The organism is Pseudomonas sp. BN411 (genome assembly GCF_029871235.1).
Taxonomy (GTDB): domain Bacteria; phylum Pseudomonadota; class Gammaproteobacteria; order Pseudomonadales; family Pseudomonadaceae; genus Metapseudomonas.
In genome coordinates this window covers 40910-54335 of record NZ_SSOM01000083.1, presented here as the reverse complement: position 1 = coordinate 54335, position 13426 = coordinate 40910, and the positions used below count along the sequence as shown (strand labels likewise).

Genomic DNA, 13426 nt, shown 5'->3' with positions numbered 1-13426 from the left:
CAAAATACCGCTGCCTTGCCGTATCCACAGGTCAGTCGACTGCCGCTTGGCGTACAACAATCACGGCAACAGGAGACGTCTAGTGAATAGCGTGTTGTACCCTGCCATCAACCTGATGAACCGCATGAGCTTCGGCATGAAGTTCAGTCTGATCAGTGTGCTGTTCTTCCTGCCCATGCTGGTCACCAACTATCTACTGGTGCGCGAGTCCTATGACGCTTTCGTCGATACGCGTACCGAGCTGCAGAGCCTGGCGCTGCTCAAGCAGGGCCAGCAGCTGCGCCAACAGCTGGAGCGTCTCAGCGACCTCTACGAGATCAATGCTGTGCTCGCCGAGTCAGATCACGCGCCGACGATCATCGCCTTGATCACTCCATTGGAGAAGGGCATCGCTGAGACCTTGGGCGCGCTCGAACCCCCTAGCAGCGATGCTCAGGAAACCGAGGAGTTCAATGACCAGCGTGAGGTAATCAAGACCACTCTGGACGCGGTAGCAGCAGAATCATCCCTGCGCAGCAAGGCCAGCTTGGTGACCAAGGCGCTGGATAACTCCGAGTTGTTCATCAAGCTCATTGCCAGTGAGTCCGGACTCAGTCAGGACGGTGATCTGAGCGTACGCCAGATCAGCGAGCTATTAACCAGCACAAGCCAGCCGGTAACGCGTGCCATCAGCAAGGGGCGTGCCCTCGGCTCCTACTCCCTGGGCCAGGGCATCCTCGGCGCTTCCGACATCACCAAGCTCGACGATCTGCTACTGGAGCTAGAAAAGCTGCATGCTGAATATGGTTTCAAGCTGCAGGGCGTACTCGAGGGCAATGTCCAGGCCAAAAGCGCCCTGGGCGGAGTTGCCGAAGCCAGCCACCGTAGCTTGACCGATATCGCCAAGGTGCTTGAGGGGCAGTTGCTTACTGCTGACAGCCTGAATACTCCCTGGATGGGCTTCTACGACGAGACCAGCGCTGCCATCGACAAGACCTATGCGCTGAACGATGGCGTGCTTGGTTTCCTAGAGCAGGAGCTGAGCCACCGCCTGGAGCAGAAGCGTCTGCAGATGATCCTACTCGTAGTTGCCCTGATGGTGCTGTTCCTGTCCATCGTTTACCTCTACGGCGGCTTTTACGTTTCCACTCTCGCCACGCTCAAGGGGTTTGCTGTGACTCTCGGCCAGGTCGCTGGCGGCGACATGACGGTGCAGGTTAACGTGCAAAGCAGCGACGAGCTGGGCGAGCTGGGCGCGGTGTTCAATAGCACCGTGGCGAAGATCCGCGACCTGATCGAGTTGGTCGGCCAGACCGTCATTGAGGTAGAGCGCCAGGCCGACCGCGTCGAACTGGTGTCCGGTGAGAGCAGCCAGGCAGTGAGTGCCCAACGCGGGCAGATCGAGCAGGTGGCCACCGCAATGAACGAGATGTCCGCCACCGCTCAGGAGGTGGCGCGCAGCGCCGCCGCGGCAGTGGGTAGCGCACAGAGCGTCAACGAGGAGACCGTGAGCGGCCGTGCCATGGTCAGGTCGCAGGTCGACAGTATCCAGCGTCTGGCCAGTGAGATCGACCAGTCGGTGGGTGTGATCAACCAACTGGCCGCCGACAGCGCCTCGATCAGCCAGGTGCTGGACGTGATCAAGGAGATCGCTGGGCAGACCAATCTGCTGGCGCTCAACGCTGCCATCGAGGCAGCGCGGGCCGGCGAGCAGGGCCGTGGTTTCGCCGTCGTGGCCGATGAAGTGCGTAACCTGGCTAAGCGCACCCATCAGTCCACCGAGGAGATTGAGCAGATGATCGTCCGTCTGCAGGGTGGTGTGGGCGCTACCGTGATCGCCATGAACGGCAGCCATCAAATGGTCGAAAGCACGGTCAGCCAGTCGAGTCAGGTGCAGCAAGCGCTGGATAACATACTCAGCGCGGTTGGCGTGATCGTTGATCAGAACCAGCAGATCGCCGCCGCCGTAGAGCAGCAGACCGCCGTGGCTCACGATATCGACATGAACATCGTCGAGATCAATCAGGCCGGCGAACTTACTGCTGAAGGTGCCATGCAGACTGAGCAGGCTAGCCGCTATCTATCTGGTCAGGTGGCGCGGCTGAAGGAGCTTATAAGCGCATTTCGTGTCTGATCTGATCGGCGGGCATCGTTTTATATCGCCCGAATGCCACTGAACCATTAGCCGTGACCGAGGGGTAGCGCAGTGACCTTTCGGCGACCGGTCTCGATCAGTGTCTCTTGCGTAGCTTCGCGCAGCCTAGCTAGAGCGAGGCAGATGATCGAGCATCAACCAGCGGAGCGTTCTTCAGCCGACCAGGCCTATGGACGTTCCGCGCAAGCTCGCGCTCATCCGGCGATAGTCTGCTCGATCTCCTTAATGAGGCGACAGCCGGCTGATTCATCCAACGCCTGAGGGGCTCCGGTCAAAGGCACTTCCTTTCCCGTATTGGCCTGCAAATGCTTTGTGCTATCCGAAGATTCGACAGCGAGGCTAAGTGAGCAGAGTTCTTAGCCAAGTCTCGGATCTAACTCGGAAACTTTCCGCACATCTATCACTGGATGGCCCTCAGAGTTAATAGGCCACTGCTCTTATCTTCGTATGAACATGCAGAGATTCCGATACCTTTTTGGTATGAGGCGGCGGGAAATAAGGTATTGGAGATATCGAGCATCGCTGGATATCGTACTTCTAAGCGGCCCATAGATTGGTGCTGAGTTATAGACCATACCACATAGACGTACGGCCCGTAGGTTCTGCGGCTTTCTTTAGTTATTGGCAAAAAATAAGAGAAATTTTATGACTAAGCATACAAAGACATTCGGTCCCAGCCCTGTAATTCCTGTCGATGAACGGTCTGTCACTAGTCATATGGTGCATTTCGTATCCTATGCTTCCAATCCTATTCTTGCTGGCTTGCAGCCGCTTGAATACACCGGATGGAGAGATGAATCTCTTTCTTGGCATGACTCTAGTTACATTCACGCAAATCTCAATCCCTCCCCGACTTACCGCTTCTGGGGGCCGGACTCTATTGAGTTTCTCAAGAAATACTGCGGGAATTCTTTTGAAAAGTTCCCAGTTGGATTCGCTAAGCACGGCATTATGCTGGACGAGCAAGGGCGGATCATGGTCGATGGTTTGCTGGTTCGCCGCGAAGAGGATTACATCACTTACTGGATGAATCCTTGGTTGCAATATTGCGTAGAAAATAGCGACCTTGACGTCCAGGGTGAGGATGTTACCGGCAAAGTGTTCATGTTCCAGTTGGGTGGTCCGACCTGCTTGCAGGTACTAGATGCAGCTAGTGGTGAGAACTTGCACGACATCAAATTCATTCACCATCGAATGAGTAAGATTGCAGGTCGAGATGTAATGATCCTGCGCGTCGGTATGGCTGGCTCCCTGGCTTATGAGGTTCATGGGAATGTAGAGGATGCCATTCCTGTTTATGAACAGATTCTCAAGGCTGGCGTAAAGTACGGTTTGAAGCGATTGGGTACCCCCGCTTACAATATGACCCATTGGGAGAATGGATTCCCACAAGCCTATCTCGATTTCCCCCTTCCTTGGTTTGAGCACAAAGAATTTGCTGCATGGCTCCGTGAGCGCGAAATTGGGTTCCTCTGCGATCCCGAAATTGTTAAAGATTCTTTGTCTGGCAGCGTCGGTCAAGATTTCGCAGCTCGTTACCGAAACCCGATTGAGTTGGGTTGGGGTAAGACCATTAATATGGATCATGAGTTTGTTGGAAAGAAGGCTATTGAAGAGCTAAAGGCAAAGTCATCGCGCCAGATGGTAACTCTTGAGTGGAATAAAGAGGATATCCTTGATATCCACCGCTCGCAATTGGCCGATCCAGTCCCTTATAAAGATATTTCTAGTCCCGAAGATCTGGCATTTGGCGGTATCTATCCAGCCGATTGGGTTTTGAATGATAAGGGCGAGCAAGTAGGTGTCAGTAGCGGTCGGATGGTGTCCTGGTTCTATCGGGAAATGATTTCGCTCTGCTCCATTGATGAAGAGTACCTGAGCGAAGGCACCGAGGTCTGGGTTCTCTGGGGGGAGCCCGGTACTCGGCAGAAGAAAGTGCGCGCTAAAGTAGCTCGGTATCCCTACTTCAATGAATGCCGGAACCAGAAGGTAGATACCAGCCTGATCCCCGTTGGTACGATGGATTGATAGAGATACTCTGGTTCTAGGTCGAGTTGAATTCTAGGGTCAGAAGATCTTTATATGAAATCCAAGACGGTGGCATTTATGCCACCGTTTTTCCAGCTGCGGGTTGTATTTCATTCCAATTATGTCTGCTTGCATATTGGAAGCTGTGGGGGGAGTTCTTCATGAATCCGACGCCCTATGAAATTTGCGTGCCTCAAGTAGTACTAAATGACTTGAAGCAACGGCTAATTGGCACTAGATGGATAGATGCGATTGAGGAGTCGCAATGGTTATATGGTGCCGATATTGATGTTGTTAGAGAGTATATAAGCTACTGGCGTGACGATTTTGATTGGCGTAAGCAAGAAGCTATTCTGAATAGCTGGAATCACTATACGTCAGAGATCGATGGTGTTGAGGTGCACTTCATACACCACAAAAGCCAATTTCCTAATGCTGTTCCTTTGCTGCTGCTGCATGGTTGGCCGAGTAGTTTTGTACAGCTCCTCCAACTGGCACAGCAAATCATTAATACAAATAGCGAAAGCCTCTCTTTCGATATTGTGATTCCATCGTTGCCAGGGTATGGCTTCTCAGGAAAGCCGGCAGTAAGTGGATATGGAACCAGGCGCGCAGCTCGTGCTTTGAATCTGTTGATGACTAGCGTTCTTGGTTATCAACGATATGGGGTTCGCGGGGGGGACATAGGGAAGCTGATTACAGACTGGTTGTGCAGTGATTATGCAGAGAGAGTAATAGGCGCGCATCTGGCAGAAATTATCATGCCTGGACCGTGTGAAGTGCCAGCTAATGCGTCGGAAGCAGAGGCGGAATATATCAAGAAAAATAACTTGGTATGGCAAGAAGAGATGTCCTACTGCCTCCAGCATATGACAAAGCCTCAAACTCTTGCTTATGGGCTTAATGACTCGCCAGTGGGTTTGCTGGCATGGATTCTAGAGAAATTTCAACGTTGGGCCGGAGTGGATGGGGATTTGTCTAGGCGATTTACCAAAGATGAGCTCCTGACCAATATCACTCTCTACTGGGTCACGCAGACGATAGCTTCATCTATACGAATCTATTACGAATTCTGTAGGGAAGACTATTCCAGTCAGGATTGTAGAGCTGTCCCAGTCGCTTTCTATCATGGCTCCAAAGATATGTTTCCGAATGCACCGCGAGAGTGGGCTGACCGGTTTTATAACGTTGTCAGTTATTCCGTATGCGAATCTGGTGGACATTTCCTGGAGTGGGAGGAGCCGGTCTTGGTGGCTGAGGATTTGCGTGAATTCTTCTCCGGTTTGCGGAGTTCAGCTTTTTCTTTTGGCTCTTGAATGTAATCGCAGCTATGTGTGGGTAGGATGGCTGTGGTTCTGATAAAACATAAAATTTAGGTGATTGCATGACTTATAAATCTCAAGAATCAACTTTTATATTGAATGTTAGTTGCAAGGCCGGGACAGGAATTTTGGCGGCAATTTCTACATTCCTTGCAGACAGAGGTTGCTATATTTGTGCGGTTGAACAGTTTGATGATGAAACAACTGAAAAGTTCTTCATGCGCGCCGTGTTCAGGATGGAAAGCCAAGATATTTCCATTGGCCAGATGCGCGAAGAATTTGTTGAGGTTTCTGAAAAATATGGCATGACATGGCGGTTCTATGATGCCGTTGAGCCTGTTAAAACGGTAATCATGGTTTCGAAGTTTGATCACTGCCTGAATGATCTGCTCTATCGCTACAAAAAAGGTGAGCTTAACTTGGAGATTGTTGCCGTCATCTCCAATCATCAAGATCTGCGAGGTATGGTTGAGCGCGAAGGTATTCGATTTGTTCATCTGCCTGTTGATAAGGATAATAAACCTGCTCAAGAAGCTCGCTTGCTCGACATCGTTAGCGAAACTGATGCTGAGTTGGTAATTCTTGCGCGTTACATGCAAATTCTTTCCGACAATCTAAGTCGCGAATTGTCAGGTAAGTGCATTAATATTCACCACTCGTTCCTGCCTGGATTCAAAGGTGCCCGCCCATACCATCAGGCTTTCGAGCGCGGAGTTAAGCTAATTGGCGCAACTGCTCATTATGTGACTTCCGATCTGGACGAGGGTCCAATTATCGAGCAAGTCGTGGCTCGAGTTGATCATAACTATAAGCCTGAGCAACTGGCACGTGTGGGTCGAGAGAACGAGTGTTATGCATTGGCTTCGGCGGTCAAGTGGCATATCGAGCGCCGTGTCTTCTTGGACGACAATAAAACTGTTATTTTCCTTGGCAGTTAAGTTTTGAGGCGCAAATGAAAGTCATTGATGGCAAGCTGTTTGCCGATAAATTATGCGCTTCACTCCAGGTTGAGATTGCGGCGCTAAAAGTATCGACTGGGCTCTATCCAAGCATTGCAGTTGTATTGGTAGGAGATGATCCTGCGAGTCATGTTTATGTGCGTAATAAAGTGAGGCGCTGTGAAGAGGTTGGCATCCGCTCCCTAGAATACCGATTGCCTGTTACTACTGGACAGGCTGAGCTACTGGAGTTGATTGATAGCCTCAATAAGGACAGAGACGTTCATGGTGTTCTGGTTCAGTTGCCACTTCCTCGTCAAATTGATGAAGAAGCGGTGATTGCAGCGATCGATCCAGCCAAGGATGTCGATGGCTTCCATATTGAGAACGTAGGTGCACTCTCTGTCGGCAAGGAGGGGATGATACCATGCACTCCTCTCGGGTCTTTGATGCTACTTGAGGACACCCTTGGGTCGCTGGATGGTTTACGTGCAGTAATTGTAGGGCGTTCTAATATCGTCGGAAAACCGATGGCTAGCCTGCTGCTGAAAAAAAATTGCACAGTTACCATCGCTCATTCAAAGTCCAAAGACTTGGCAGAGGTTTGCCGTCAGGCGGATATTTTAGTTGCTGCCGTTGGTCGCCCGAAGTTGATCAAGGCTGACTGGGTGAAACCGGGAGCTACGGTCATTGATGTCGGTATAAATCGCATCGAAGAGGGTGGTAAAAGCTTGTTGTGCGGTGATGTTGACTATGACGGCGTGGCAGAAGTTGCGGGTGCGCTTACACCGGTTCCTGGTGGGGTTGGCCCGATGACAATTGCTTGCCTTATGTATAACACGCTTACCGCAGCAAAGAGACTTGCCAAGCCTCTTGGTGATTGATCTATATAATGACGGATGAATTGCATACCGTTTATTTAGGTCTTGGATCTAACGTCCTGCCATGGGAGTCTCTCTCTGCAGGATTGGACCGTCTTGAGGGGGTTTTTAATATTCTCGAGAGTTCATCAGTCTATTTTAGCGAGGCTGTAGGATTCGACGGTCCTCCTTTTTTGAATATGGTGGTCAAAGTCTTGACGGAGTTATCTCTCGCTCAAGTCGTTTCGAGTGTCCGTGCTATAGAAAGTGACTTTGGTCGTGCTAATAATGATCTTCTTAAGTGCTCTCGGCGCCTTGATATTGATATTTTGCTATTTGATGACTTGTGTGGATTATTCGGTCATGTGCATTTGCCTCGTCCGGGGATGGTTGAGAGCGCATATGTTTTGGCTCCAATGGCGGAACTGAGTCCTAATCTGGTGCATCAAGGCTCATCAAAGACGTATGAGGATTTGTGGCTGCTATATGGGCATGATTTGCCATTAATACAGAAAGTGAATTTTGAGTGGAATGGTAAAAGAATTTCCTGTGATAAATCTTACCTGTAAACACATTGCTGCTCGCCCATTTTTGACTTGGTAAGATGTTAGTGTTACTCCCTCGGTCATTCCAGTTCGCCACGAATAATCATCGTCCGGCCTCAAGCTCGATTTGCCTAGCGCCGGTAGCCAATGGATATAGCAAGTGGTGAAAGGAGGCGCTGCGAAGGGTTGCGAACGGCCAAAAGCAGCCATAGAGCACCTACGAAGCTAGAAGCATTTAGACTTGACTAGCCTCAAACTCCTCAAGCAGGTACAGGGCAGCTGCTCCGGCAAGATTCACACAGAAACCCGCCTCGCTAACTGTTGGGGGTGTGCTGCTTGAGGCTGCGCCATGAGCGTCACCAAGTCTATTCCTCATTTCGCCTATGCCCCAGATGATCGAATTAAGCCCTTCGATAGTTTTCTCAACGGGCTGTCCTTTAACAACAATCCCAAGGGCGTCAATCGCTCTGCTAAATAGCTCTCTGTTATTTTCAGTGGGTTTTCCTCCGCGCTCCTCAATAATCCATTTAAGTGTTGTTTCAAGAAGGCTTCTTGCCGCCGTAATCGCTCCGCTTGGGTCTGTCACGCGGCGATGCAGAGCTTTTTCCCACTTATCTCGTATATTGTAGCTTGGAATCCGAATTAAGAGGTCGGTCAAAACGTCGTCAGCGGGTGTTGGTTGGCCGGAAAGCTCATTTAAATGGCATTCGCCTTCAAATGTAAGTCCGCCATCAACTAGAATAAGGCTGTAAGACATATGACCGGACATGGAGTCTATTTGCGGAATAATTCTCGATATATACCCTTGTTTGTGAGCATAAATAACCGCTTTCGCAATGGCTTGGAATTTATCTGGGTCGCCACTTGCATCTTTTTGGGGGGAGAATGATGTCGCTCCGGACTTCACCTTTCGCAAAACTTCGTGTAGCAGCAAATTCATGGTCGTCGCCCCTGTATCTCTTGTGGTTTTTAGCTCGATCAATCTGTGTGGCTGCTTCGCAATCTCTGTCGGCAGCCGACTGATTGAAGTACGACTGTGGCCGTGAACTCGCATGCTTAATGGCTAGCGAGAGGATCGCTACGTTTCTCCAATGCAGACAGTGACAGCTAAATCTATAGGGTCAGTGTTCACTACTCTGTAAGCCACAATCGAAGCTACAGACCCAGGCTTTTCTTGAGAAGGTCACCGAAAATTGGCCAAATTACAGGCTGAACAGCCGTCCATGCTGGCCCGCAGACTTTTTCAAGTAATCTCTTAGCTTCTTTTCCGTTACCTTCGCTCGCCTCCGCTATGGCGGAAACTAAAATTTCGCGCTGCTCTATTGAAACCACTTCCCCCTGTTTCTCCAGTATCGCAACCAATCTCACTAGAATGTCACTATCCGTACCGGAAACGGAGTCCATCCTTTGCACTACGCTACCGCCTGTGGCGAGTTGTAAATTGGAAAATTGGCCGCCAGAAATGTGTACATTGTTTATGATTCGCTGAACCTTGCTTGGGCGATTAGTTGACTGCCTAGCAGTCTTGTATCCTAGTTCTGTGAGGCCTGCGTATTCTCGCTTGCTATAGCCGCCAATAATAATGAGCCTATCACCAGGCTCATTCTTGTATGCCTCATAAGGCCCGGTATTAATTAGATTCTTTTTTTCAAGATCTGAAAGGGCAATATCGAAATCAACTTGTGTGATATCGTCCCCTGCACAAATAGCCTTGGCGAGATCAGATACTTTAGGGCCTTCATATCCGGAGTTCAGGTGATCAGCATTCAGGTTTCGATCTGAAAAATCTGCTAGAAGCGTGCCAAGAATTTGTTTTTCAGCTTCATCTAAACGTACGGTCATACTAATTCCTTGTAAATAAAAAACTTAATCTTGAGTTATTCAAATAATTGACACTCTTGACAGCCTATCATCTTTTGTCGCTGACCAGCATGGCTGGCCAGAGGATAAATTGTTCACGTTGAGCAATGCGCGTCAGAGGTTGGAGATATGGACTATCGATCTTCAGGACCAGCCACCATTACAATGCTGCTGAGGGGGGCTCGCTGGAACGAGCTTCGACTCTGATCAGAAACTCAAGGATGGAGGCAACCCAGCATGTATCTGGCCGAACTGAATATCTGTAATTTCAGGAAGCTAAGGGATGTCCAGCTGCGCTTTCAGTCCGGCCTGAACGTCCTGGTTGGGGCTAACAACGTAGGCAAGAGCGCTGTAGTCGACGCACTACGGGCATTGCTGGTCGGGTATGAAGAGTCCTATCCGCGCTTCGGAATCGAAGACCGCCATCGTCCTCCGCGGGAAGAGCCAACTGGAGACATCGAGTTCCACTATGTCTTTCGAGGGCTAGGACCCGACGACGAAGCCGACTTTTTGGCCGCACTCAAACTCGGCGCCGTCGGTCAAGTGGAGGCGCACTTTCATGTCCGTTATTCAGATGCGGACCAAGGGGGGCGCTTTAGGGTGCGCCGCTGGTGTGGCGATCATCAGGAGGTGTCGCTGACGGCGGACATGATCGAGAACCTACGTGGGGTCTATTTGCAGCCCCTACGTGATGCAACACAAGGGCTTCGCCCCGGCCGAAACAGTCAGCTTTCGCGCTTGCTTCATTTGCTCACCGATGGAGCAGGTCGCGAGGGCATCAATGACGCGTTGCAGCGTTTGGATAACGAGCTTCGGGAGCATGCTCCTATCCGGAGTACGCAGACTGCAATTACTGATCGTCATAACGCGATGCTTGGAGAGCAGCTACGTCAAGCCCTCACTGTGGGACTGAGTGCCTCCGACTTTCAACGCCTTTCCACACGATTGACACTCTCTGTAGATGACTTCGAGCTTGAGCAGAACGGCCTGGGCTTCAACAACTTGATTTTCATGGCTGTGGTACTCAGTGAGCTGGCTCGTAACTCTGACGCGGCATACCGCGGCCTAATCGTGGAGGAGCCGGAAGCGCACCTACATCCTCAACTGCAGGCAGTGCTGTTGAGATATCTGGCGAGCTTGCAGGAGGTGGATGGAGAACAGCCTGTTCAACTCTTCGTGACGAGCCATTCACCCAACTTCGCCAGCAATGCAAATCTCGATTGCCTCGTTTGCTTGGTGGAGTCGGCGGGACGAGTCGAGACGTTCTTTCCGCGCGAAGTAAGGTTTGAGAGGGGCAAGCGGGAAAAGCTGGAGCGATATCTCGATGTCACTCGTGCGGAGCTGTTCTTTGCACGGCGGGTCATTTTTGTTGAAGGGGCAGCAGAGATGATGCTCGTCGATGCTTTGGCCACCGCGGCTGGCTTCGACTTACATGGGCATGGAGTGAGCCTCATCAGCGTCGAGGGACTCAATTTCGATTCCTTCCTTCCACTGTTTGGCGAGAACGCACTAAAGATTCCTGTCGCGTTGATCACTGACGCTGACCCATCAGGGGTCGTGGTTCCCGGTCAACCGGCCCAGCCCTTGTATCCTGCCTTGGGGGCTGATGTTCAGGTTTCTGACAACACGGCCAATATGCTTGAGCTTGAGGACAGATACGTCCAAGTTTTCCATGGCGTTAAAACGCTGGAGTACGACTTGGCTCTGCATCCGAACAATCGCGCAGCCATGTTGGTTGCCTTGGCTGAAATCCATCCTCAGATTGCTCAAGACCTTGAGGTGGTCGTTAATTTGGCCCCTGACGATGCAGCTAAGGCAAAAGCACTGTTCTGTGGAATGTTTGAACGTCCATCTACCCAGAAGAACGTGCAGAAGGGCCGCTTTGGTCAATCCCTGGCCTATGTAATCGGAGAGGGAGCCGCCTGTGAGGTCCCACCTTACATCCTCGATGCGATCGTTCATGTGTGCCAGGTACCGGACGCAGGAGCGGAGGCAGAATGATTGAGCCATCCCCCGAACAGCAGCTCGTCATCGATGCTCCCCTGGTACCCCTAGCCGTTACGGCATGTGCGGGAAGTGGCAAGACGGCTACTGCCATTCAGCGTCTAGTTGAGATGCGCCGACGCCTTGGTGGAGCGAGGGGACGCATAGCACTGCTGTCATTCTCTAATGTGGCCGTGGAGACATTTCGGCAGGGTTACCAGGAACTTTCGCAAACACTGCCGAATAGCTCCGGTCGAAGCAGGGTTGATATCGATACGCTGGATAGCTTCATGACGACCCACGTCATGAAGGCCCATGGTCACCGCACTATGGGAGCAAACCAGACAGCTTTTCTAGTAACCGGCGGAGAGCCTTTCCTGGCTGGGTTCAATTGCCCAACGCGGGATCACCCGATACCTGTAAGCGACATCAAGGTTCGATTTAGCGCTGGTCAGCCGCTCTTCTACTACACGGTACATGGTAACGAGATGCCGCTTAACCAGCTGGATGCTAGTCGAGTGGTTGCTAGATTGGGACGCGTGGGGGGCTATACGCACGATCTGGGACGCTATTGGTGCTACCGCGTCCTAAGTGAGCAGCCTGTGGTGCTTAGAGCTTTGGCTCGACGCTACCCTCATATCATCGTCGATGAGGCCCAGGATATTGGAGTCCTGCATCAAGAGCTTTTGGAGCTTCTGATTGGTGCTGGCGTGCAGGTGTCGCTGATTGGTGATCCAAATCAGGCTATCTATGAGTTCGCTGATGCCGACGGTCATTTTTTGCGGAACTACCACGAGCGGGAAAGAGTTGTTCCTTACAACCTGACTCGCAACTATCGCTCCGTGCCCTCGATCCTGAGTGTTGCAAATTACCTTTCGGGAAGGGCGGATGATCCTGATCGTGCTGACGAACCCCCACCTCTCGGAGCCTACTTCATTGGCTATAACGAGCAGGCGCTTCCACCTCTGTTGGATGCTTTCCATGCAGAACTGAGGCGGCAAGCAATCAACCCTGATAGATCGGCTGTCGTATGTCGTGCGGCTGCAATGGCCTCCAGGCTGTCGGGAGAAAGAGATCCTGAAGGACGGGGAGTAGTGAAGCTGTTTGCCGAAGCCGCGGTACTTCGAGATCAGAACTCCGACTTCCTGGGGGCATTCAGAATGGTCGCTCGAGGCATTGTCAGTCTCTTGAATGGCCCACCCCCAGGGCTTCTCAATAGGCTGAGTGGCGTCACTCATGATCGTGATTTGCGCGAGCTGCGACGTCGGCTGTGGTTGTTCACTAGAGATGCTGCTCAGGGTTTGCCGGCTTCAAGTCTGCCTGCCTCAGGCCAATGGCTTCCCCTGCTGCAGGGGCGAGTTGCTCAGCTGCTTCGTGACATTCAGCGTGATTTTGAGTTGATCGCACTGGATGGGCTGACACGCCGGCTAACGCGCGCCTCGCTGCCTGCTGGGCCACTTAGTGTGGGGCTTGAGGTGGCGGTTGAGCAGGAGCCCAAGGCCCGCGTGAGAACCGTTCACCAAGTTAAGGGTGAAAGTATTGATGCCGTCTTATATGTGGCCAATCGGGCCAACATCGAAGCCATGCTGGCAGGAATGAATACTGAGGTAGGCCGTATTGGCTATGTTGCGGTGACTCGCGCCCGCGATCTGCTTTGGTTGGCGGTTCCTGCGACCGCCTTGGTTGCCTTGAGACCTCAGCTGGAGCGGGCCGGCTTTCTCGAAGCTGGTCAGGCTCTTGCTGGGTAATCGTCCGC

General features: G+C 51.6%; 10 protein-coding genes. 8 read left to right on the top strand and 2 right to left on the bottom strand.

Features of this window, described 5'->3' with window-relative positions:
- Window positions 1-82: 82 nt before the first annotated feature.
- The 6 genes from E8F06_RS25925 to folK all read left to right on the top strand — a co-directional run bounded on the left by E8F06_RS25925 (window position 83) and on the right by folK (window position 7851).
- Window positions 83-2113 carry a methyl-accepting chemotaxis protein gene (locus E8F06_RS25925; protein ID WP_179057931.1) on the top strand — a complete coding sequence of 677 codons (2031 nt, stop codon included), beginning with the start codon at window positions 83-85 and terminating at the stop codon, window positions 2111-2113.
- 666 nt (window positions 2114-2779) lie between these two features.
- Window positions 2780-4162 carry an aminomethyl transferase family protein gene (locus tag E8F06_RS25920; RefSeq protein ID WP_179057932.1) on the top strand — a complete coding sequence of 461 codons (1383 nt, stop codon included), beginning with the start codon at window positions 2780-2782 and terminating at the stop codon, window positions 4160-4162.
- A gap of 161 nt (window positions 4163-4323) precedes the next feature.
- Window positions 4324-5478: an epoxide hydrolase family protein gene (locus E8F06_RS25915; RefSeq protein WP_179057933.1), complete on the top strand. Its 1155-nt coding sequence runs from the start codon at window positions 4324-4326 to the stop codon at window positions 5476-5478.
- A gap of 68 nt (window positions 5479-5546) precedes the next feature.
- Window positions 5547-6422 carry a formyltetrahydrofolate deformylase gene (gene purU, locus E8F06_RS25910; RefSeq protein WP_179057934.1) on the top strand — a complete coding sequence of 292 codons (876 nt, stop codon included), beginning with the start codon at window positions 5547-5549 and terminating at the stop codon, window positions 6420-6422.
- Between the two features lie 14 nt (window positions 6423-6436).
- A complete protein-coding gene (folD, locus tag E8F06_RS25905) occupies window positions 6437-7306 on the top strand; it encodes a bifunctional methylenetetrahydrofolate dehydrogenase/methenyltetrahydrofolate cyclohydrolase FolD (protein ID WP_179057935.1) in 870 nt (289 codons plus the stop codon).
- A gap of 8 nt (window positions 7307-7314) precedes the next feature.
- Window positions 7315-7851, top strand: a complete 537-nt coding sequence (folK, locus tag E8F06_RS25900; RefSeq protein ID WP_179057936.1) for a 2-amino-4-hydroxy-6-hydroxymethyldihydropteridine diphosphokinase — start codon at window positions 7315-7317, stop codon at window positions 7849-7851.
- 211 nt (window positions 7852-8062) lie between these two features.
- Here the strand turns inward: folK and E8F06_RS25895 are convergent, their stop codons facing one another.
- Entirely contained in the window at window positions 8063-8767 is a 705-nt protein-coding gene (locus E8F06_RS25895) for an abortive infection family protein (RefSeq protein WP_179057937.1), read from the bottom strand.
- A gap of 215 nt (window positions 8768-8982) precedes the next feature.
- The gene (locus tag E8F06_RS25890) at window positions 8983-9669 is read right to left on the bottom strand and encodes a hypothetical protein (protein ID WP_179057938.1); all 687 of its coding nucleotides are present in this window, start codon (window positions 9667-9669) and stop codon (window positions 8983-8985) included.
- A 255-nt stretch (window positions 9670-9924) separates the two neighbouring features.
- Here E8F06_RS25890 and E8F06_RS25885 point away from each other — a divergent pair, with 255 nt between their 5' ends.
- Entirely contained in the window at window positions 9925-11688 is a 1764-nt protein-coding gene (locus E8F06_RS25885) for an AAA family ATPase (RefSeq protein WP_179057939.1), read from the top strand.
- The gene (locus tag E8F06_RS25880) at window positions 11685-13418 is read left to right on the top strand and encodes an ATP-dependent helicase (protein ID WP_179057940.1); all 1734 of its coding nucleotides are present in this window, start codon (window positions 11685-11687) and stop codon (window positions 13416-13418) included. Before E8F06_RS25885 ends, E8F06_RS25880 begins: the two co-directional genes overlap by 4 nt.
- The last annotated feature ends 8 nt before the right edge of the window (window positions 13419-13426 follow it).

Excerpts from the sequence above, each read along its gene's own strand:
- E8F06_RS25920 (WP_179057932.1), top strand. The coding sequence starts at position 2,780 with ATGACTAAGCATACAAAGACATTCGGTCCCAGCCCTGTAATTCCTGTC.
- E8F06_RS25915 (WP_179057933.1), top strand. The coding sequence starts at position 4,324 with ATGAATCCGACGCCCTATGAAATTTGCGTGCCTCAAGTAGTACTAAAT.
- purU (WP_179057934.1), top strand. The coding sequence starts at position 5,547 with ATGACTTATAAATCTCAAGAATCAACTTTTATATTGAATGTTAGTTGC.
- folD (WP_179057935.1), top strand. The coding sequence starts at position 6,437 with ATGAAAGTCATTGATGGCAAGCTGTTTGCCGATAAATTATGCGCTTCA.
- folK (WP_179057936.1), top strand. The coding sequence starts at position 7,315 with ATGACGGATGAATTGCATACCGTTTATTTAGGTCTTGGATCTAACGTC.
- E8F06_RS25895 (WP_179057937.1), bottom strand. The coding sequence starts at position 8,767 with ATGAATTTGCTGCTACACGAAGTTTTGCGAAAGGTGAAGTCCGGAGCG.
- E8F06_RS25890 (WP_179057938.1), bottom strand. The coding sequence starts at position 9,669 with ATGACCGTACGTTTAGATGAAGCTGAAAAACAAATTCTTGGCACGCTT.
- E8F06_RS25885 (WP_179057939.1), top strand. The coding sequence starts at position 9,925 with ATGTATCTGGCCGAACTGAATATCTGTAATTTCAGGAAGCTAAGGGAT.
- E8F06_RS25880 (WP_179057940.1), top strand. The coding sequence starts at position 11,685 with ATGATTGAGCCATCCCCCGAACAGCAGCTCGTCATCGATGCTCCCCTG.